16 protein-coding genes are annotated in these 19,764 nt (G+C 67.4%); 8 read left to right on the forward strand and 8 right to left on the reverse strand.

The genetic code is table 11. The annotated features are described in order from the left end of the window. The first annotated feature begins 158 nt into the window (after positions 1-158). Together AC5P9F_RS07380 and AC5P9F_RS07385 are read left to right on the forward strand one after the other, a co-directional pair. Complete coding sequence (locus AC5P9F_RS07380; RefSeq protein WP_005409254.1) at positions 159-1,655, forward strand: aminotransferase class III-fold pyridoxal phosphate-dependent enzyme; 1,497 nt, start codon at positions 159-161, stop codon at positions 1,653-1,655. 183 nt (positions 1,656-1,838) lie between these two features. Next, positions 1,839-2,432, forward strand: a complete 594-nt coding sequence (locus AC5P9F_RS07385) for an LOG family protein (protein WP_005409253.1) — start codon at positions 1,839-1,841, stop codon at positions 2,430-2,432. Positions 2,433-2,451: 19 nt separating this feature from the next. Here the strand turns inward: AC5P9F_RS07385 and AC5P9F_RS07390 are convergent, their stop codons facing one another. Beyond that, the gene (locus AC5P9F_RS07390; RefSeq protein WP_308680635.1) at positions 2,452-5,250 is read right to left on the reverse strand and encodes a bifunctional diguanylate cyclase/phosphodiesterase; all 2,799 of its coding nucleotides are present in this window, start codon (positions 5,248-5,250) and stop codon (positions 2,452-2,454) included. A 292-nt stretch (positions 5,251-5,542) separates the two neighbouring features. Between AC5P9F_RS07390 and AC5P9F_RS07395 the strand changes: the two genes are divergently transcribed. The 5 genes from AC5P9F_RS07395 to AC5P9F_RS07415 all read left to right on the forward strand — a co-directional run bounded on the left by AC5P9F_RS07395 (position 5,543) and on the right by AC5P9F_RS07415 (position 9,756). Then, positions 5,543-6,061, forward strand: coding sequence for an RNA polymerase sigma factor (locus AC5P9F_RS07395; protein WP_229295586.1), 519 nt, complete (start codon positions 5,543-5,545; stop codon positions 6,059-6,061). Then, a complete protein-coding gene (locus tag AC5P9F_RS07400) occupies positions 6,058-7,089 on the forward strand; it encodes a hypothetical protein (protein WP_308680479.1) in 1,032 nt (343 codons plus the stop codon). Before AC5P9F_RS07395 ends, AC5P9F_RS07400 begins: the two co-directional genes overlap by 4 nt. 40 nt (positions 7,090-7,129) lie before the next feature. Then, a complete protein-coding gene (locus tag AC5P9F_RS07405) occupies positions 7,130-7,726 on the forward strand; it encodes an IMPACT family protein (RefSeq protein ID WP_024958288.1) in 597 nt (198 codons plus the stop codon). Further along, the gene (locus AC5P9F_RS07410; RefSeq protein WP_005413014.1) at positions 7,719-9,491 is read left to right on the forward strand and encodes an ABC transporter transmembrane domain-containing protein; all 1,773 of its coding nucleotides are present in this window, start codon (positions 7,719-7,721) and stop codon (positions 9,489-9,491) included. Before AC5P9F_RS07405 ends, AC5P9F_RS07410 begins: the two co-directional genes overlap by 8 nt. 70 nt (positions 9,492-9,561) lie before the next feature. After that, positions 9,562-9,756 carry a hypothetical protein gene (locus AC5P9F_RS07415; protein WP_033834407.1) on the forward strand — a complete coding sequence of 65 codons (195 nt, stop codon included), beginning with the start codon at positions 9,562-9,564 and terminating at the stop codon, positions 9,754-9,756. 230 nt (positions 9,757-9,986) lie between these two features. On the opposite strand, the gene AC5P9F_RS07420 is transcribed toward AC5P9F_RS07415, so the two are convergent. The 3 genes from AC5P9F_RS07420 to AC5P9F_RS07430 all read right to left on the reverse strand — a co-directional run bounded on the left by AC5P9F_RS07420 (position 9,987) and on the right by AC5P9F_RS07430 (position 13,787). Beyond that, positions 9,987-11,111 (reverse strand): prephenate dehydrogenase, encoded by a 1,125-nt coding sequence (locus AC5P9F_RS07420; protein ID WP_308680472.1) that lies wholly within the window; start codon positions 11,109-11,111, stop codon positions 9,987-9,989. Further along, positions 11,108-12,016 (reverse strand): pyridoxal kinase, encoded by a 909-nt coding sequence (gene pdxY / locus AC5P9F_RS07425; protein WP_164225695.1) that lies wholly within the window; start codon positions 12,014-12,016, stop codon positions 11,108-11,110. The genes AC5P9F_RS07420 and pdxY overlap by 4 nt, the downstream gene beginning before the upstream one ends. A gap of 571 nt (positions 12,017-12,587) precedes the next feature. Next, a complete protein-coding gene (locus tag AC5P9F_RS07430) occupies positions 12,588-13,787 on the reverse strand; it encodes an MFS transporter (protein ID WP_308680469.1) in 1,200 nt (399 codons plus the stop codon). A gap of 72 nt (positions 13,788-13,859) precedes the next feature. On the opposite strand from AC5P9F_RS07430, the gene AC5P9F_RS07435 reads away from it, so the two are divergent. Next, on the forward strand, positions 13,860-14,657 hold the full coding sequence (locus tag AC5P9F_RS07435) for an AraC family transcriptional regulator (RefSeq protein WP_062606096.1): 798 nt from the start codon (positions 13,860-13,862) through the stop codon (positions 14,655-14,657). Between the two features lie 59 nt (positions 14,658-14,716). Here the strand turns inward: AC5P9F_RS07435 and dnaJ are convergent, their stop codons facing one another. The 4 genes from dnaJ to hrcA all read right to left on the reverse strand — a co-directional run bounded on the left by dnaJ (position 14,717) and on the right by hrcA (position 19,744). Next, on the reverse strand, positions 14,717-15,841 hold the full coding sequence (dnaJ, locus tag AC5P9F_RS07440) for a molecular chaperone DnaJ (protein ID WP_005409242.1): 1,125 nt from the start codon (positions 15,839-15,841) through the stop codon (positions 14,717-14,719). Positions 15,842-15,995: 154 nt separating this feature from the next. After that, entirely contained in the window at positions 15,996-17,918 is a 1,923-nt protein-coding gene (gene dnaK / locus AC5P9F_RS07445) for a molecular chaperone DnaK (RefSeq protein WP_059034049.1), read from the reverse strand. Positions 17,919-18,100: 182 nt separating this feature from the next. After that, complete coding sequence (grpE, locus tag AC5P9F_RS07450; RefSeq protein ID WP_049460534.1) at positions 18,101-18,616, reverse strand: nucleotide exchange factor GrpE; 516 nt, start codon at positions 18,614-18,616, stop codon at positions 18,101-18,103. A gap of 63 nt (positions 18,617-18,679) precedes the next feature. Further along, positions 18,680-19,744, reverse strand: a complete 1,065-nt coding sequence (hrcA, locus tag AC5P9F_RS07455) for a heat-inducible transcriptional repressor HrcA (protein WP_308680466.1) — start codon at positions 19,742-19,744, stop codon at positions 18,680-18,682. Positions 19,745-19,764 lie beyond the last annotated feature (20 nt).

Here is a 19,764-nt window from a genome sequence, read left to right on the forward strand (position 1 = left end):
TGCTGCTATGCAACAGGTTTCTGCGGGGTTATCGCGCAAAAAAACAAGTGCTAGCATCGAGCCGGAAGTCCGCTGCACGAGCCTGCCCCCAAGCGCGCGTGATGACGCGCGTTTTGCTTTTGAAGACCCGTGCGACCCATTGTTTCAGGAGATCTGCAATGAGCTTCATCGAACGCCTCGCCCCCCTGCGCAGCCAGCCCGGCACCCGTCTCACCACCGGGCTGGACGATGCCACCCTGACCGCCCTGTCCGCCAACCACCCGCAGCTGATCGCCGCGGTGGACGCCGCTGCCGAGGAATTCGCGCGCGTGCAGGCCGACCTGGGGCCGCTGCTGGCGCAGGACGAACAGGCGCAGATCGACGCGATGCAGGACGGTTTCGTCAATTTCTATGCCGATGACGCGGTGACCCCGTACGTGGCACTGGCTGCGCGCGGCCCATGGGTGGTCACCCTGAAGGGCGCCGTGCTGTACGACGCCGGCGGCTACGGCATGCTCGGCTTCGGGCACACCCCTGACGCCGTGCTGGAGGCGATGGCCCGCCCGCAGGTGATGGCCAACATCATGACCCCCAGCCTGTCGCAGCAGCGCTTCATCACCGCCCTGCGCGCCGAGATCGGCCACCGCCGTGGCGGCTGCCCGTTCGCCCGTTTCATGTGCCTGAATTCCGGTTCCGAAGCGGTCGGCCTGGCCGCCCGCATCGCCGATGTCAACGCCAAGCTGCAGACCGACCCGGGTGCGCGCCACGCTGGCGCTGCGATCAAGCGCGTGGTGGTCAAGGGCAGCTTCCATGGCCGTACCGACCGCCCTGCCCTGTATTCCGATTCCAGCCGCAAGAGCTACATGCAGCACCTGGCCAGCTACCGCGGTGAGGACTCGGTGATCACCGTGGCGCCGTACGACGAAGCCGGCCTGCGCAAGGTGTTCGAGGACGCCGCACGCAACCAGTGGTTTATCGAGGCGGTGTTCCTGGAGCCGGTGATGGGCGAAGGCGATCCGGGTCGTTCGGTGCCGCCGTCGTTCTATGCCGTGGCCCGCGAACTGACCCGTGCCCACGGCAGCCTGCTGCTGCTCGACTCGATCCAGGCCGGCCTGCGCGCGCATGGCGTGCTGTCGGTGGTCGATTACCCCGGCTTCGAAGGCCTCGACCCGCCGGACATGGAGACCTATTCCAAGGCCCTCAACGCCGCGCAGTACCCGCTGTCGGTGCTGGCGGTGACCGAGCATGCCGCGCAGCTGTACCGCAAGGGCATCTATGGCAATACCATGACCAGCAACCCGCGTGCGCTGGACGTGGCCTGCGCCACCTTGGCCCAGCTGACCCCGCAGGTGCGCGCCAACATCGCCGAACGCGGTGCCGAGGCCGTGCGCAAGCTGGAACAGCTGAAGAACGAGCTGGGCGGGCTGATCACCAAGGTGCAGGGCACCGGTCTGCTGTTCTCCTGCGAGCTGGCCCCGCAGTTCAAGTGCTACGGTGCCAACTCGACCGAGGAATGGCTGCGCCAGCACGGCATCAACGTGATCCACGGCGGCGAGAACTCGCTGCGCTTCACCCCGCACTTCGGCATGGACAGCGAGGAGCTGGACCTGCTGGTGGGCATGGTCGGCCGCGCCCTGCGTGAAGGCCCGCGCCGCGAGCAGGCCGCTGCCGCGTAAGCCTGCTTGGCGTCTGTAGAGTCGAGCCGTGCTCGACTCGGCCTTTGCCGCGATCTGAACGAAGAGCAGCCGAGCATGGCTCGGCTCTACAGAAGGGCTCATAATCCAAGGACACCCCGTCCCCGACCGCCCTGCGGTTGGCGACGGGGCGTTTTCGTTTCCGGCCAAGAGACAGGAAGATCCATGAAATCGATCTGTGTGTACTGTGGTTCCAACGCTGGCAGCAAGCCGGCCTACACCGAACGCGCCATTGCCCTGGGTGACCGCATCGCCCGCGACGGCCTGCGCCTGGTGTATGGCGGCGGCAACGTCGGCCTGATGGGAACCGTGGCCAATGCCGTGCTCGCCGCTGGCGGCGAGGTGACCGGCGTGATCCCGCGCCAGCTGGCCGACTGGGAAGTGGCCCACCGTGGCCTGACCGAACTGGAGATCGTCGGTTCGATGCATGAGCGCAAGTCGCGCATGTTCGATCTTGCCGACGGTTTCGTCGCCCTGCCCGGCGGCTTCGGCACCATGGAAGAGATCTTCGAGATGCTGACCTGGCGCCAGCTGGGCATCGGCAACAAGCCATGCGCATTCCTCGATGTGGACGGCTTCTACGCCCCGCTGATCGGCATGATCGATCGCATGGTGGAAGAACGCTTCCTGCATCCGGACCAGCGCCAGGACCTGTGGTACGGCTCGGACATCGAAGAGATGCTGGAGTGGATGAAGAACTACCAGCCGGCCCAGGCCTCGAAGTGGATCGACGAGAAGCGCCGCGCCGCCCTGCGATGATCCAGCTGTACGCGGTGGCTCAGGCCGCCGCGTGCGCCCACGGCGCGGGCCGCCCAAGCAGGTAGCCCTGGCCGTAGTCGCAGCCCAGTTCACGCAGGGTCTGCCGCTGCGCGTCGGTCTCGATGCCTTCGCCGATGGTCTCAATGCCCAGCGTGCGCGCCAGCGACAGCACGCCCTCAACCAGCGCGCGCGTGCTCTGCACTTCCGGGCCGTGCAGGCCGGCGATGAAGCTCTGGTCGATCTTCAGCGTGCTGATCGGGAAACGGTGCAGGTAGGACAGCGCGGAGAACCCGGTACCGAAATCGTCCAGCTGTACCTGGATGCCGCGCTCGCGCAGGCCCTGCAGGATGCGCAGCGTGTGCGGGCCGTCATCCAGCAACGCCACCTCGGTGATTTCCAGGCGCAGCCGGCGCGGATCGGCACCACAGCTGTCGAGCAGGCCGAACAGGCGATCACTGAACTCTGCCGAGCGGAAATGCCGGGGCGACACGTTCACCGAGACGTAGCCTTCGCCTCCCCGTGCCAGCCCCGCGATGACCTGCTCGTAGATCAGCCAGTCCACCTGTTCGATCAGGCCGCTCTCTTCACCCAGCTCCAGGAACGCGCCGGGCAGCAGCAGGCCACGGCGCTCATGCTGCCAGCGCAGCAGCGCCTCGTGACCGACCACTTCGCCGTCGGACAAGCGCACGATCGGCTGGTAGAACGGTACGAAATCGCGGTTGTTGATCGCACGGCGCAGATCGGCTTCCAGGTCCAGGCTGCGCATGGCTTCTTCGCGCATGTCCTCGTCGAAGATCGCACAGCGGTCATGGCCCTGCGCCTTGGCCCGGTACATGGCCGCATCTGCATCGCGCAGCAGCTCTTCTCCGGTGCGGTAGCGCGGATTCCACAGGGCAATGCCCAGGCTGCCGGACGGAAACAGTTCGCGCCCGGCGATCCACATCGATTCCTGCAACGCCAGCAGCAGCCGCTGGCCGAAATCCAGTGCCTGCGCCAGGCCCTGCGGGCACTGCAGCAGCACAGCAAACTCATCACCGCCGAGCCGTGCCACCACATCTTCGGTACCTGCCATCGACACGATGCGCTTGGCCACTTCCACCAGCATGCGGTCGCCGGCGGCATGGCCGATGCTGTCGTTGACCAGCTTGAAGCGGTCCAGATCGAGGAACAGCACGGCGAACACCGGTCCGCCCTCACGCTTGGCCAGCGCCAGTGAATCCTGCAGGCGATCCAGCAGGTGCAGGCGGTTGGGCAGGCCGGTCAGCGCATCGTGCATGGCCTGGTGGGTCAGGCGCTGCTCGGCACGCAGGCGCTCACCGATCTGCCCAAGCAGCTTTTCGTTGACCTCGGCCAGTTCGCGGGTGCGTTCCTCAACGCGCTTTTCCAGCTCGGCATGTGCCGAACGCAGCCGCTGCTGGTCGCGCTGGCGCGCAAGCCCGGTTCCGATGTTCTGCGCAACGAAGGTCAGCAGCCGCTGGTCGTGCACGCTGAACGTGCTGTTCTCGCTGTAGCTCTGCACCACGATCGCACCCACCACCTCATCGTCGCGCAGCAACGGCACGCCCAGCCAGCAATGCGAGCGCGCGCCGGACTCGCGCACTTCACCACTGGCCAGCAGCGCATCGATCTGCGCGCGTGACGCCAGCAGCGGGCGCCGGTTGCGCACCACGTATTCGGTCAGGCCCCGGCTGAACGGCCGTGGCGCGCGGCTGGCATTGTGCTCGTCCACCGAATACACGAAGTCCAGGCCGTTGCCGGCCGGGTTGACCAGGGCGATGTAGAAATTGCGTGCGTCGAGCAGGCGCCCGACCACCCCATGCACCTGACCATAGAACTGGTCCAGGCTGTCGGCCGACATCGCCATCTCGGCGATGTTGTACAGCGCGGTCTGCAACTGTTCGGCACGGCGACGCTCGGCCACCTCATCCTGCAGGCTGCGGTTGGCGCGCTGCAGTTCCTGGGTGCGCCGCGCCACCTGCTGCTCCAGCCGCACCTGCGCCTGGCGCCGGTCCATCGCGGTCTGTACGTGCTGCGCAACGAAGCCCAGCAATGCGCGCTCGGCCTCGCCATAGCGGGCCGCCTGTTCATAGCTCTGAACCACGATGGCGCCGCAGACGCGGCCGTCGCGCAGCATCGGCACGCCCAGCCAGTCCAGGCTTTCGGGCCCACGCTGCGGGTCGTGCTCCTGTTCCATCACCTGCGCCAGCAGCCTGCGCGAGGGACCACTGAGCGGCTTGCCATGGCGCAACAGCGCCACGGTCAGGCTGCGCGGCATCTCGCTGGCGTCATGGCTCTGCGTGGGATCGGCGACGAAGTCATCGACCTGATCGGCGAAGTACAGGAAGCGTATCTGGTCGCGCACATCGTCGTATTCCACGATGTAGCAGTTCTCGGCATACATCAGCGTGCCCAGCACACCATGCACGTGGCGCAGCATCTCGGGCATTTCCAGGTCGGCACCGGCCAGATCTGCAATCTGGAACAGGGCCTGCTGCAGCCGTTCGGCCTCTTCCAGTGCCTTGATCTGGCCGGCCTGGCGGCCGCGCTGCAGCGCCAGCTCAATCGCCTGCCGGGCCAGCCCCCACCAAGCGGGTGAAGGCACCGCGCCCGCAACCGACAGCAGCAGCCGCGCACCGTCATACTCCCAGCCGTGCTGGCCATCGCCGGTGGCGGGCTCCACGGACGCAGCGCTGTCAATCGCAAGCAAGGGCCAGCCCCCTCGGCCACTCCCCAGCTGCGGGTCGTCCCAGCCAACGCGGACCACGGCCGTTTCCGGCAAAAGCGCATGCAACGCGCGCACCAGCGCCGTGCTCAACACGGCCTCGTGTAGTGGCTCTTCCGCCGATTCAGCATGCGTGGACAAATGACAATCTCTTGGCGCCGTCTGTGCGTCGCCTCCCCTGAGCCGCCGAGCATAGCGCGCCACCCGGGGGGCAATGGAAGCCCGTAAACCCCGAATCGTGCGCCCGTACGTTTTTCGTGCTGTCCGTAGCTGCTTCCATGCCATGAACCTCGCCCTGCCCGCCCCTGCCACCGGCTATGCGCCACCGCCTGCAGGCCTTACCCTGTACGCCGTGGAAGCCAGCGCACTGCCAACCGATGAAGCCTTGATGCTGGCCTGGGCCGGTGGCGACCTGCGCGCGTTCGAAAGCCTGTATGGGCGCCACCGCAAGCGCCTGTTCGGCTTCCTGCTGCGGCAACTGCGCGACACCGCGCTGGCCGAGGAGATCTTCCAGGACGTCTGGCAGCGGGTGATCAGCGCCCGTGCCGGGTGGCAACCGGACGCGGCCTTCAGCACCTGGCTGTTCCGCATTGCCCACAACCGCCTGAACGACCATTGGCGCGCCGCCCGCCACCGCCCGGCTGCCCCGGCCGATGCCGATCTGCGCCTGGCCGCGATCGAGGATGGGCAGACCCCGGAAGGCGAGCTTTCCGAATTCGAACAACGTCGCCGCATCCAGCTGGCGATGGAACAACTGCCGCCTGAGCAGCGCGAAGTGCTGCAACTGCGGCTGGATCAGGAACTGAGCCTGGAGGAGATCGGCCAGATCACCGGCGTAGGCCGGGAAACCGTGAAATCGCGGCTGCGCTATGCGATGGACAAGCTGCGTGCGGGATTGAACGCATGAACCGAGACGAACCGCTGACGCCGGAAGAACGCGAGCTGGCCCGGCTGCTCGGCCGTCGCGCCGAGCAGGCTCCGCCCGCCGCACTGGACGCTGCCATCCTGGCCGCGGCCCGCGCTGCCGTGGACGCGCCGGCCGCCGATGCGGTCGCCTCTCCCGAGGCGCCGCGCACGCAGCGCACACGCCCGCGTTGGCCGGCGGTGTTCGGCATCGCCGCCTCGATGGTGTTTGCCATCGGCATCGCCTGGCAGCTGCGTCCGGAACCGCCGCCGGTTCCGGCCGGTGAGGCCGCTGTTGCTGCGGCACCGGCAGCGGCAGAAGACGTTGCGGCTGCCGATCAGGCCGCTGACCGCAGTGCCGCCGACAGCGCTGTGGCGGCCGCCCAACCAAGCGCTGCGCCCGCAGCACCCGAGGCCGCCCCTGTTGCCGCTGCCCCGGCACCGTCCATCGCACGCGCGCCCGAGCCGGCGCCGGCCGAAACCGCTGAAGCGCCGGCCCAGGCTGCACGATCGATGGCTGCGGATGCGGCCGCCGATACCGCCTTTGCGGCCCTCCCGCCGGCGCCGACGGCAGCACCGGCAGCGCCGGCAGCGCCGGCAGCAGCGCCGCCTGCGCCACCGGCACCCGCCGCCTACTCGGCACCTGCACCGGCATTCGCGCCGGCAGCGTCCGGGGCACTGAAAGCACGCACGGCCGCGGCACCTGCACCGGCACCGGCAGCCAGTGCCGCCGAGGTCGAGCGGGCGGAGGCGCTGGATCGGGTAGAGATCACCTCGATGAAGCGTGAGGCTCCCAGCCGTTCGGCTCCGGGCATCATGCGCCGCGGCAGCGATGCGGGCCTGAGCGCGGATACCGTGCAGGCCGAGGTGGACGCCGACGCGCGCCTGCCACGCCGGCAGTGGCTGCAGAAAATCCGCGAGCGCCGTGATCAGGACCAGCGCGACCTCGCCCGCGCCAGCCTGGAGCGCTACATCCAGCAATATCCGGAAGCGCGCCTGCCGCGCGACCTGCGCCCGCTGCTGGACGACTGAAACGGGCGGGGGTACCCGGCAACACCGTAGAATGGCGGGAATGCTCGATACCCTCGCCCAGCCCGTCAGCCACACGCTGGAAGTCAAACACAGCCGCTTCATCGCCCATGCCGCGCCGATCGACGGCGCCCCCGCAGCGCTGGCGTTCCTGCAACAGGTTGCCGTGGCCGACGCCACCCACAACTGCTGGGCCTACCGGCATGGCCAGGACTACCGCTCCAGCGATGATGGCGAGCCGGCAGGCACCGCCGGGCGGCCGATCCTGGCCGCGATCGACGGGCAGGGCTTCGATCGGGTGATGGTGGTGGTGACGCGCTGGTTCGGTGGCATCAAGCTCGGCGCCGGCGGCCTGGTCCGGGCGTACGGTGGCGCCGCCGCAGAATGCCTGCGCACCGCGCCGCGGCTGGCGCTGGTCGCCATGGCACGGCTGCAGCTGCAGGCCGGCTTCGAAGACCTGGGCACCCTGCATGCGGCCCTGCCGGCATTCGGCGCGGAGAAGCGCGATGAACAGTTCGACGCGAACGGGGTGTGCCTGCGGGTCGAATTGCCGGCCGATCAGGTCGACGCATTGAAAATCCGCCTGCGCGACGCCACTCGTGACCGTATCCGCATAGAAGACGACCACCAGGATGACTGACAAGGACGGCGCCCCCGCCTCGCCCCCGCCGCTGCGCCGCCTTGGCAGCCTGCGCACGCTATGGCCGTTCGTGCGCCGCCACAGTGGCCTGTTCACCGCTTGGCTGATGGCCCTGGCGGTGTCTTCGGCGGCCACGCTGAGCCTGCCGCCGGCGGTCAAGCAGATGATCGACCATGGCTTCAGCAGCGGCGGCCAGATCAACCGTGCCTTCGCCCTGCTGATGCTGGTGGCCGTGGTGCTGGCCCTGGCCACCGCCGCGCGCTTCTACTTCGTGTCGCTGCTGGGCGAAAAGGTCGTGGCTGACCTGCGCAGCCGCCTCTACGCACACCTCATCCAGCTCGGTGCCGGCTTCCATGACCGCAGCCGCAGCGGTGAGCTGGTCTCGCGCCTGACCGCCGACAGTGAGCTGCTGCGCAGCGTGGTCGGCTCGACCATGTCGGTGGCATTGCGCAGCAGCGTCACGGTGGTCGGCAGCCTGGCGATGCTGTTCGTCACCAGCCCGCGGCTGGCGGCGTGGTCGCTGCTGGGCATTCCGCTTGCGGTACTGCCGATCATCATCGGTGCGCGCAAGCTGCGCACCGTCGCGCGCAGCAGCCAGGACCGCATCGCCGATGCCAACAGCCTGGCCAGCGAGACCCTGGGCGCCGTAAGGACGGTACAGGCGCATGCACGCGAACCCTACGAGCGCGGCCGCTTCGACCATGCACTGGGCGATGCCATCAAGGCCGCCCGCCGCCGCATCGGTGCGCAGTCGCTGGTCACCGCCAGCGCCATCCTGCTGGTGTTCGGCGCCATCGTCGGCGTGCTGTGGCTGGGCGCGCACGATGTCATCGACGGCCGCCTCAGCGCAGGCACCCTTGGCCAGTTCGTGCTGTACGCGCTGATCGGTGGTGGTTCGGTCGGTGCGCTGGCCGAAGTCTGGAACGAACTGCAGCGCGCGGCCGGCGGCATGGGCCGCATCGGCGAACTGCTGCAGGAAGACATCGAGATCCGCGCGCCGGCGCAGCCGCACGTGCTGCCGCAGCCGCTGCGTGGCGAGATCCGGTTCGACGACGTGGTGTTCCATTACCCGCAGCGGCCTGACCAGGCGGCGCTGGACCATTTCAACCTGCACGTGCGCCCGGGCGAGACGGTGGCCCTGGTTGGCCCGTCCGGCGCAGGCAAGAGCACGGTGCTGTCGATGCTGCTGCGCTTCCACGATCCGGCCAGTGGCCGCATCTGCGTGGATGGCATCGACGTGCGCCAGGTCGACCCGGCCGAACTGCGCGGACAGCTGGCGCTGGTTCCGCAGCAGCCGACGCTGTTTGCCGCCAGCGCGCGCGACAACATCCGCTATGGCCGCCTGCAGGCCAGCGACAGCGAGGTGGAAGATGCCGCACGCGCCGCCGAGGCGGACGGATTCCTGCGCGCGTTGCCGCAGGGCTATGACAGTGAGCTGGGCGAGCGCGGGGCCCGCCTGTCCGGTGGCCAGCAGCAGCGTGTGGCGATTGCCCGCGCACTGCTGAAGGATGCGCCGATCCTGCTGCTGGACGAAGCCACCAGCGCGTTGGACGCGCAGAGCGAGCACAGCGTGCAGCAAGCGCTGGAACGCCTGATGGCGGGCCGCACCACGCTGGTCATTGCCCACCGCCTGGCCACCGTGCTCAAGGCCGACCGCATCGTGGTGATGGACCAGGGCCGCATCGTCGCCGAGGGCACGCACGCGCAGCTGCTGGCCGAAGGCGGACTGTACGCTGAACTTGCACGCCTGCAGTTCATCGATTGATGACGTCCGCCTAACATCGGCGCGGCCAAGCTGGCCGCGCAACAGCAGCATCCGCTGAAGGAGGTGCACGATGTCGTTCCGTCAGTTCCCCGCCATCGACAGCAACGGCGAAAGCCACATCATCATCGAGTTCAAGCCCGAGGCGAATGGCAGCGGGCACCATTCCGAAGCCACGCCACGCTACGAACTGGATGATGGACGGCCGCTGGTACGCGACGGCCGCGAGTTCACCACCAGTGGCGGTGAGCTGAGGCTGACGATCTGAGGTTCGCCGGGCATGGCCCGGCGCCACCGGATTTCGTACCGCTCCGCTCTGGTGCGTGTCGACCTTGGTCGACACGCTTTTTGCCAAAGGCGGTCGAGCATGGCTCGAACCTACAAAAAGCGTGATCAATTTTTGACCAAGCATCTTGACAGCCTTTACTACCAAGGGCTGAGCGAGGTTATCCACACCTTTGCTCAGAAATCATCCACACCGCCTGTGGATGAATGTGCTCAGCCCAGCACCCGCCCGATGCCGCTGGCGTGCACTTCGGCGGCCGCGCGACTGATCGCGCCTGGATCGCTGCCGGCCACGAACCCGATCCGGAAATGCACTTCGCCGCCAGGCGTGCGCGAGGAATGGATCGAGGCCAGGCTGATGCGGTGCTGCTCGAACACATTCAGCAGTTCACGCAGTGAGCCCGGCCGGTCTTCCGGCAGGTGCACCGACAACGCATTGCGCTCGGTCAGGTCAGCCAGCAGATAGCCCACGCGTTCAAAGGTGTAGTTGCCCTCGGCCAGTGCCTGCTCGCCGAAGGCACTGCGGTTGGCCGACAGCAGCCCCTCACGGAATGCATCGCGTGCAGTGTCGTCGCCCTGCCCGACCTGGGCCTGCAGGGTCTGCAGCTGGCCGACCAAGCGCTCCAGCATCGGCGCCACGTACGGGTTGCCGAACTGGATGTCCTCGTAGATCGCGGGGTTCAGCGACAGGATGCGCGAGATGATCGCCGTATCCAGTTCGAACGATGCCGACCGGTACGGCATCATCGCGGCCAGGTCGCCCAGCTGCGGCTGGTACTGGCGCAGCACGCCGGCCTGGGCCAGGTGGGTGGCATGCACCATCGCCTGTACCAGCGCCATCATCTGGTCGTGATGCTGTGGCGTGGCCCGCACGCACTCAGCCTGCAGGGCCGTGCACAGCGAATCGACCCATGGCTGCCAGTGCCGCAGCCGCGCTTCGCAGACCACCATCACCCGACCCTTCAGGGTCGGCGCTTTCGGTGGCGCGGTCATCGGGTGCAGCCCGACCACCTCGGCCTGCGAGGCCAGCATCGCCTGCACCGGTGCCTCCTTCACCGAGGTCACGTCCAGCCACAGCCGGTCCTGCTCGCGGCCGGCCGACTGCCGCACGTACTCGGCGATCAACGCCGGCGTATGCCGGATCGGCGCCGAGAACACCAGCACATCGGCCTGCGCGAGCAACTGTTCCGGCGTATGCGAGCCCGGATCAGCCGGATCATGGCCGATTACCCGCAGCTGCATGTGCTGCTGGAAGAAGCGGGTCAGCCAGCGCCCGTAGGCGCCGGCACTGCCGACGATGCCGACCGTGCGCGGCGTGCGTTCGAGCAGGCCGCTCATGCCACGCGTTCGGCGCGGAAGCGCGTCCCCTCGGCCAGCGCGGCAGGCGCTGCAGCGATCACGTCGAATTCTTCGAAGCCGTTGTCCAGGGTCGCCTCCAGGGCCGCGTGGGTGCCGGCAATCGCACGCGAGATCGCCTGCTGCATCGATTCGCCGCGCAGCAGGAACGACACCACCAGCGACATCAGCACATCACCCGTACCAGCCACGTCCACCGGCAGCAGGGGCGAGGTCCAGCGCCAGCTCTCCTCGCGGCCGACAGCCAGGGTCACCAGTTCACCCGGGGTGCCGCCCACGCTGTGCGCGATCACCCAGTGCGGGCCACGATCCAGCAGCGTGCGTGCGGCGGCGATGGCATCGGCCTCGGCGAGCGCCGGCATGCCGGTGAGGCGATTGAGTTCAAAGGCGTTCGGGGTCACCAGCCAGGCATGCGGCAGCAGGCGCTCGGCGAAGATCGCTTCCAGGCCCGGTTCCACGTAGGGGCCGGTATGGGTATCACCAATCACCGGATCCAGGCAGTAACGCAGCTGCGGGCAGGCCGGCAGGATGTCATCCAGCCAGTCGGCGAAAGCGGCACCGTTGGCGGTGCTGCCGAAGTAGCCGGACACCAGCATTTTCGCCCGCTGCGGCAGGCCCCGTTCGCGGGTGCCGAGCAGCAGGTCGGCGAACCAGTCGGCGGGCAGCACGCGGCCACGCGTGGTGTCGTAGAACGGCGCATTGCTCAGCAGTACGGTCGGGACCTCCGCCACGCGCACGCCGAGTGCGCGCATCGGCGGTACGGCGGCGCTGTTGCCGGCGTGGCCGTAGACAAGTTGCGACTGGACCGAGATGACATCGATCGGCGACGGGCCGTCGGGCCGCTGGCGGCGGCCGTGGACCAGGTGGTTATCAAGGGATTCGCTCATGGCCGCATTCTACGCCCGGTGGGCGGTTCGGCAGGGCTTGCAGCCCTGCACCTGCAGAATCAACGTCAACATCAAAAGCCAGAGCGGGCTATCCGTGGGATGGCGGGGCGGTGTGGGTGGTCAGGACACGCCGTAAACCCATCCATGGGGGCTCGATGGCGCCATCCATGGCGCCAACGGTCCTGCGCACCCACACCGCCCCACCTTCGACAGTTGGCCGACAGCTACTGGTGGGTGCCGACCGTTGGTCGGCACATCTGTCGGATACCGAATGAATTCGTCCACGCATGGCGTGGCTCTACTGGCAACTGCGGCTGTTGGTAGGTGTCGTCCGTTGATCGACACGTCTGTCAAATATCGATATCCGACCCCGTGCCGACCAACGGTCGGCACCCACCAAAGCAGAACGCTGTTCCGACAGATCGCGGAAAACGGCGCGACCGAGCTACATGGACGTACTTGCAGTGTCCCCCTCAACCGACCCCACCCCGCCAATCCACGGATAGCACGCTTTGGCTTTTGCCGTTGCCTCTGCGGGTGCAGGGCGCAGCCCTGCAAAAAGAAGCACCCCTCAGTGAGCAGCAGGCCGCGACGGCGGCAGCCACGCCGCCACGATGCCAAGCAGCGGCAGGAACGCAGTCAACTGGTAGACGTACTCGATGCTGGTCTTGTCCGCCAGCAGGCCGAGCACGGCAGCACCCAGTCCCCCCATGCCGAACGCAAAGCCGAAGAACAGGCCGGACACCATGCCGATGCGGTGCGGCATCATTTCCTGTGCGTACACCACAATCGCCGAGAACGCCGACGACAACACGAAACCGATCAGCACCGCCAGCACCGTGGTCCAGAACAGATCGGCATGCGGCAGCATCAGGGCGAACGGCGCAACGCCCAGGATCGAGGTCCAGATGATCGGCTTGCGGCCGATGCGATCGCCCAGCGGGCCGCCGAGGAAGCCGCCGGCGGCGGACGCCACCAGGAACGCGAACAGGTGCAGCTGCGCCTGCGCCACGGGAATGCCGAAATGGTGGATCAGGTAGAAGGTGAAGTAGCTGCCGATGCTGGCCATGTAGAAGTATTTGCTGAAGATCAGCACCAGCAGGATCGCCAGCACCTTGGCCACGGTGCGCGGGGGATGGCGCGGCGCCATCGAGGCGGTGCTGGCCGGGCGCGGGGTGCCCAGGTGCAGCGCGTACCAGCGGCCGACATAGGTCAGCAGTGCAATGCCGATCAGCGCGGCGCCGGCAAACCACGACGCGGCATGCTGGCCATGCGGCACGATCACCGCTGCAGCAATCAGTGGACCGAGCGCGGTACCGAAATTGCCACCCACCTGGAACACCGACTGCGCGAAGCCATGGCGGCCACCCGAGGCCAGCCGCGCAATGCGCGATGCTTCCGGATGGAAAATGGCCGAACCAATGCCGACCATCGCCGCAGCCATCAGCACCACCGCATAGTTCGGCGCGAAGCCGAGCAGCAGCATGCCGCACAGGGTCGAGGCCATGCCGATCGGCAGCGAGTACGGCGCCGGGCGACGGTCGGTGGCCATGCCGATCAAGGGCTGGAAGATCGACGCGGTGAGCTGGTAGGCCAGCGTGATCAGGCCGATCTGGGTGAAGCTGAGGTTGAAGCCGCCCTTTATCACCGGATAGATGGCCAGGATCAGCGACTGCATCATGTCGTTGACGACATGCGAGGTGGAGATGGCGGCCAGCACGCCGGGAGCCACCGGGCGTGAGGTCGTTGCGGGAGAAGCCAAGGTCGACATGGACACAGTCAGGTTGGGGGCGAGCCACGCATGCTACGGTGGGCCCCCACTCCCTTCTGCCGCGTTCGGGTCATGGCATATCGCAAAAAGGACACTCCCTGCCCGATCCGCGAGACCGCGCCGTGGAACGAAGTGCCGGTACACCGCCCGGTGACCAGCCGCGCCCGGCACTACCCGCCCGGTACCCACATCGCGCCACACCGGCATCGCCGTCACCAACTGGTCTTCGCCATGTCCGGCCTGATGGTGGTGCGCGCGGACGGTGGCCGCTGGGTCGTGCCCTCCACCCGCGCGATCTGGGTTCCGGCCGGCATGGTGCATGCGGTGGACTGCATCGCCGAGGTGCACATGCGCAGCCTGTACGTGGAACCGGACTTTGCACCGCAACTGCCGGATGGGGCGTTCGCAGTACAGGTGGCGCCGCTGCTGCGCGAACTACTGCTGGCGGCCAGCCTGATCGAGTCCGCGCACGTGGACGACAGCCGCGATGGCCGCGTGGTGCGCCTGCTCCTGGACGAACTGCATCGCATGGACGTGCTGCCGCTGCACCTGCCCTCGCCCACCGACCCGCGCCTGCAGCGGATCTGCCAGCACATCCAGAAGCACCCCGGCGACGACGCCACGCTGCAGGACTGGGCACAGGCGCTGGAAGTTGACGTGAAAACCATCCAGCGCCACTTCGCCCACGAGCTGGGCATGACCTTCGGGCAGTGGCGACAGCAGGCCCGACTGCTGGCCGCATTGGAGCGGCTGGCGGTCGGCGACAAGGTCATCGATGTCGCGCTGGCGATGGGCTACGACAGCCCCAGCGCGTTCACCAGCATGTTCAAGCGCCAGCTGGGGCAGACGCCGGCGGCGTTTTTCCGCTGATCGCAAACGAAAACGCCGGGCATGGCCCGGCGCTACCGTTCAACACTTGCGTTGAAAACTCAGGACGTCATCCGGTCCCAGAAGCCCTTCACGCCATCCATGAAGGTGGCCGACTTCGGCGAATGCTTGCGTGCTTCCTCGCCGACGAAGGTGGCTTCGAACTGTTCCAGCAGCTTGCGCTGCTCAGGGGTGAGGTTGACCGGAGTCTCCACCACCACGCGGCAGTACAGGTCGCCCTCGCTGCGGCTGCGCACCGAACGCACGCCCTTGCCGCGCAGGCGGAACAGCTTGCCGGTCTGGGTCTCGGCCGGAATGCGGATCTCCGCTTCGCCGCCGAGGGTCGCCACGCGCACGGTGTCACCCAGTGCCGCCTGCGAGATGCGGATCGGCACTTCGCAGTGCAAGTCGTCGCCATCGCGCTGGAAGATCGCATGCTCGCGCACGCGCACTTCCACGTACAGGTCGCCCGGTGGCGTACCGGCCGGACCGGCTTCGCCCTCGCCCTGCAGGCGGATGCGGTCGCCGGTATCGACGCCGGCCGGCACCTTCACCGACAGCACCTTGTCTTCCTCGACACGGCCGTTGCCGTGGCAGGTCTTGCAGGGCTTGGCGATGATCTGGCCACGGCCGCCGCAGTTGTGGCAGGCCTGCTGCATGGCGAAGATGCCGCGCTGGATGCGCACCTGGCCGCGGCCATGGCACACATTGCAGGTTTCGACCTTGCCGTCTTCCGAGCCACTGCCATCGCAGTCGCCGCACTCGGCCAGGGTTGGAATCTCGATGCGGCGCTCGACGCCGCGCACGGCTTCTTCCAGGTCCAGCTCCATCACGTAGCCGATATCGGCGCCGCGACGCGCCTGGCGCGGACCACCGCCACCGCCGCCAAAGATGTTGCCAAAGATATCGCCGAAGATATCGTTCATGTCCGGGCCGCCCGGCCCGCCGCCGCCCATGCCGTGCTCGAACGCCGCGTGGCCATGGCTGTCGTACATGCGGCGCTTGTTGCCGTCGGACAGTACTTCGTAGGCTTCCTTGCACTCCTTGAAGGAGGCTTCGGCCGCCGCATCACCCGGGTTGCGGTCCGGGTGGAACTTCATCGCGCAGCGACGGTACGCCTTCTTCAGCTCGTCGTCGGTGGCGGTGCGGGCAACGCCCAGCACTTCGTAATAATCGCGCTTGCTCATATCGTGGATCTGGTTCCGGAAAGTCGGGATTCGTCAAAGCGGAAGAGCGGAACCAGGTCCGCTCTTGCGTCGGGCGCCCCGACACGCCGGTGGGCGGTCAGGACCCTGATGCGACAACGGGACGCTGGTGGCCAGCGTCCCGTGTCGGTCCGGATCAGGACTTCTTGTCGTCCTTGACTTCGGTGAACTCGGCGTCGACCACGTCGTCCTGCGCCTTGCCGGCATTGCCGGCGTCGGCACCCGGGGCACCGCCCTGGTCGGCCGAAGCAGCGGCGAACAGCGACTGGCCGGCTTCTTCCAGCACCTTCGACTTGGCCTCGATCTGTGCCTTGTCGTCACCCTTCATCGCGGTTTCCAGGTCGGCCAGGGCCGCCTCGACCTTGCCGATGACATCGCCGCCGACCTTGCTGCCGTGCTCGGTGATGGCGCTGCGGGTGCCGTGGATCAGGGCGTCGGCCTGGTTGCGGGCCTGCACCAGCTCCTGGAACTTCTTGTCTTCTTCGCGGTTGGCTTCCGCGTCGGCGACCATGCGCGCGATCTCTTCCTCGGACAGGCCCGAACCAGCCTTGATCTCGACCTTCTGTTCCTTGTTGGTCTTCTTGTCCTTGGCCGACACGTGCAGGATGCCGTTGGCGTCGATGTCGAAGGACACTTCCACCTGCGGCAGGCCACGCGGGGCCGGCTCGATGCCGGACAGGTCGAACTTGGCCAGCGATTTGTTGAAGCGGGCCTGTTCGCGCTCACCCTGCAGCACGTGCACGGTCACGGCCGACTGGTTGTCCTCGGCGGTGGAGAACACCTGCGAGGCCTTGGTCGGGATGGTGGTGTTCTTCTCGATGATCTTGGTGAACACGCCGCCCATGGTCTCGATGCCCAGCGACAGCGGGGTCACGTCCAGCAGCAGCACGTCCTTGACGTCACCGCCCAGCACGCCGCCCTGGATCGCAGCACCCAGTGCCACGGCTTCGTCCGGGTTGACGTCCTTGCGCGGTTCCTTGCCGAAGAACTCGGTCACCGCCTGCTGCACCTTCGGCATGCGGGTCTGGCCGCCGACCAGGATCACTTCGCTGATGTCGCTCGAACGCAGGCCGGCATCGTTCAGGGCGACGCGGCACGGCTCGATCGACTTCTTGATCAGGTCGTCCACCAGTGCTTCCAGCTTGGCGCGGGTCAGCTTGATGTTCAGGTGCTTCGGACCCGACGCGTCAGCGGTGACGTACGGCAGGTTCACTTCGGTCTGCTGGGCGCTGGACAGCTCGATCTTGGCGCGCTCGGCAGCGTCCTTCAGGCGCTGCAGGGCCAGCGGATCCTTGCGTAGGTCGATGCCCTGGTCCTTGTTGAACTCTTCAACCAGGTACTCGATGACGCGGTTGTCGAAGTCTTCGCCACCCAGGAAGGTGTCGCCGTTGGTGGCCAGCACTTCGAACTGCTTTTCACCGTCGACGTTGGCGATCTCGATCACCGAGACGTCGAAGGTGCCGCCGCCCAGGTCGTACACCACGATCTTGCGATCCTTGTTGTCGCCCTTGTCCAGGCCATAGGCCAGCGCGGCCGCGGTCGGCTCGTTGATGATGCGCTTGACGTCCAGGCCGGCGATGCGGCCGGCGTCCTTGGTTGCCTGGCGCTGGCTGTCGTTGAAGTAGGCCGGCACGGTGATGACCGCTTCGGTGACCTTCTCACCGAGGAAGTCCTCGGCGGTCTTCTTCATCTTTTCCAGCACCTTGGCCGAGATTTCCTGCGGGGCCATCTTCTTGCCGTCGCTGGTGGCCACCCAGGCGTCGCCATTGTCATGGGCCAGGATGCTGTACGGGACGTGCGCGATGTCCTTCTGCACTTCGGCGTCGGTGAACTTGCGGCCGATCAGGCGCTTCACCGCGTAGAAGGTGTTCTTCGGGTTGGTCACGGCCTGGCGCTTGGCCGAGGCACCGACCAGGACTTCGCCGTCCTTGGTGTAGGCGACGATCGACGGGGTGGTGCGATCGCCTTCCGAATTCTCGATGACGCGGGCCTTGCCGCCGTCCATGATCGCCACGCACGAGTTGGTGGTGCCGAGGTCGATACCAATGATCTTGCCCATGGGGGAGACTCCTGAGGATGCTTGTTGGTGTCAGTCCGGCCGTTCGGCCGGTGGATGAATACGATGTGGGGGAGGCTCGTGGAACATTCAAGCCGTCTCCCGAACGCTGTGTTCAGCGCCTGGAAAACCTTGCCAGGCATGGCCTGGCACAACCGGGACCGGGCAAAGCCCGGCCTAGTCCATCAATCGGCGGCCACCACCACCAGCGCCGGCCGCAGCAGGCGCTCGTTGAGCAGGTAGCCCTTCTGGAACACGGTCACCACGCTGCCCGGGGCGGCGCCCGGCGTCGGCACCTGGCTGATGGCCTGGTGGTGTTCCGGGTTGAACGGCTGGCCGATCGGGTCCAGCAGGACCAGTCCGTTGTCGGCGGCCACCTTCAGCAGCTGCTTGTAGGTCAGCTCCAGGCCTTCGCGCAGCGGGTGCGGTTCGTCGCCGGCGGCCTTCAGGCCGGCATCCAGGCTGTCGAACACGGGGAGCAGATCGCCCAGCAGCTTCTCGTTGGCGAACTTGCGGGCCTGTTCGATGTCACGGGCAACGCGCTTGCGCTGGTTCTCCAGGTCGGCGCGCTCACGCAGGGCATCGGCCTTGACCTGTTCGATTTCGGCGCGCAGGCGCTCGACTTCGTCGTTGACGCCGGCGGTGGCGGCCGCATCGGCGGCACTCTGCTGGGATTCGATATCTGGCTGTTCGTGGTTCATGTCTGGGTCCCTGGCGGTCAATCTCCGCCTCCACCCACCCTAGTGTGGGCGGGATGCTGCGTTTCAAGCGTCGGATGTTCCCGGCGGGCGGCCGGCTGGCGAAAACGCCGCGCCCAGTACATCGGCGGTAGCCTGGACCAGCGGGATCACGCGGTCGTAGGCCATCCGCTTGGGGCCGATCACCCCCAGCACGCCCAGCACCTGGCCATTGGCCGAGTAAGGGGCAGTGACCAGCGAGACGCCCTGCAGCGGCATCATCCCGGTCTCCTCGCCGATGAAGATGCGCACGCCGGGCGCCTGGATGGTCCGCTCCAGCAGCTGCAGGATCTCCCGCTTGCTGGAGAACAGCTCGAACAGCTCGCGCAGGCGCTCCAGGTCGGACAGGTCCTGCACCCCCATCAGGCGGGTCTGGCCGGCCACCAGCATGTCGTCGGCAGCCGGCTGCAGGGCCTGTTCGGCCAGCTCGATGCTGTGCGCCAGCAGCTGTTCCAGCTCGGAGCGGGCATCGCGCAGTTCCAGCAGCAGTCGGGTGCGGATCTCGGCCATCGGCAGGCCGGCGAAATGGGCATTGAGATAGTTCGCGACCTGCTCCAGCTGACCCGGCGCAAACTCCTGCCGGGTCTCGATGACGCGGTTCTGCACCTCGTTGTCGGCAAACACCAGGATCGCCAGCACCCGGCGCCCGTCCAGCGCCACGAAGTCGATCTGGCGGAAGGCGAACTGCTCGCGTCGCGGCGCGCTGACCACGCCGACGAAGTGGCTCATCGCCGACAACAGCTCCGAGGCGCTGCCGAGCAGGGCCTGGGTGCTGCCGCCGCCAGCCAGTTCCTGGCGCAACCGGGCCAGCTCGCCTTCGCCCGGCGGCTGCATCTGCAGCAGGCTGTCGACGAAGACCCGGTAGCCATGTGCCGTCGGGACGCGCCCGGCGGAGGTGTGCGGCGAGGCCAGCAGCCCCAGGTCTTCCAGGTCACCCAGGATGTTGCGTATGGTCGCCGGACTGACCTCCAGCCCGGCCACGCGCGCCAGCGTCTGCGAGCCGACCGGCTCACCGTCCTGGATGTAACGCGCGATCAGCGTGCGCAGCAGATGGCGCGCACGCGGGGCAAGCTGGTCGGGAGAACCGTGCATGGAATCAACCTGTGAGACAC

The sequence above is a fragment of the Stenotrophomonas sp. YJH_SMC_4 genome, assembly GCF_059371575.1.

Excerpts from the sequence above, each read along its gene's own strand:
- AC5P9F_RS07380 (WP_005409254.1), top strand. The coding sequence starts at position 159 with ATGAGCTTCATCGAACGCCTCGCCCCCCTGCGCAGCCAGCCCGGCACC.
- AC5P9F_RS07385 (WP_005409253.1), top strand. The coding sequence starts at position 1,839 with ATGAAATCGATCTGTGTGTACTGTGGTTCCAACGCTGGCAGCAAGCCG.
- AC5P9F_RS07395 (WP_229295586.1), top strand. The coding sequence starts at position 5,543 with ATGCTGGCCTGGGCCGGTGGCGACCTGCGCGCGTTCGAAAGCCTGTAT.
- AC5P9F_RS07400 (WP_308680479.1), top strand. The coding sequence starts at position 6,058 with ATGAACCGAGACGAACCGCTGACGCCGGAAGAACGCGAGCTGGCCCGG.
- AC5P9F_RS07405 (WP_024958288.1), top strand. The coding sequence starts at position 7,130 with ATGCTCGATACCCTCGCCCAGCCCGTCAGCCACACGCTGGAAGTCAAA.
- AC5P9F_RS07410 (WP_005413014.1), top strand. The coding sequence starts at position 7,719 with ATGACTGACAAGGACGGCGCCCCCGCCTCGCCCCCGCCGCTGCGCCGC.
- AC5P9F_RS07415 (WP_033834407.1), top strand. The coding sequence starts at position 9,562 with ATGTCGTTCCGTCAGTTCCCCGCCATCGACAGCAACGGCGAAAGCCAC.
- AC5P9F_RS07420 (WP_308680472.1), bottom strand. The coding sequence starts at position 11,111 with ATGAGCGGCCTGCTCGAACGCACGCCGCGCACGGTCGGCATCGTCGGC.
- pdxY (WP_164225695.1), bottom strand. The coding sequence starts at position 12,016 with ATGAGCGAATCCCTTGATAACCACCTGGTCCACGGCCGCCGCCAGCGG.
- AC5P9F_RS07430 (WP_308680469.1), bottom strand. The coding sequence starts at position 13,787 with ATGTCGACCTTGGCTTCTCCCGCAACGACCTCACGCCCGGTGGCTCCC.
- AC5P9F_RS07435 (WP_062606096.1), top strand. The coding sequence starts at position 13,860 with ATGGCATATCGCAAAAAGGACACTCCCTGCCCGATCCGCGAGACCGCG.
- dnaJ (WP_005409242.1), bottom strand. The coding sequence starts at position 15,841 with ATGAGCAAGCGCGATTATTACGAAGTGCTGGGCGTTGCCCGCACCGCC.
- dnaK (WP_059034049.1), bottom strand. The coding sequence starts at position 17,918 with ATGGGCAAGATCATTGGTATCGACCTCGGCACCACCAACTCGTGCGTG.
- grpE (WP_049460534.1), bottom strand. The coding sequence starts at position 18,616 with ATGAACCACGAACAGCCAGATATCGAATCCCAGCAGAGTGCCGCCGAT.
- hrcA (WP_308680466.1), bottom strand. The coding sequence starts at position 19,744 with ATGCACGGTTCTCCCGACCAGCTTGCCCCGCGTGCGCGCCATCTGCTG.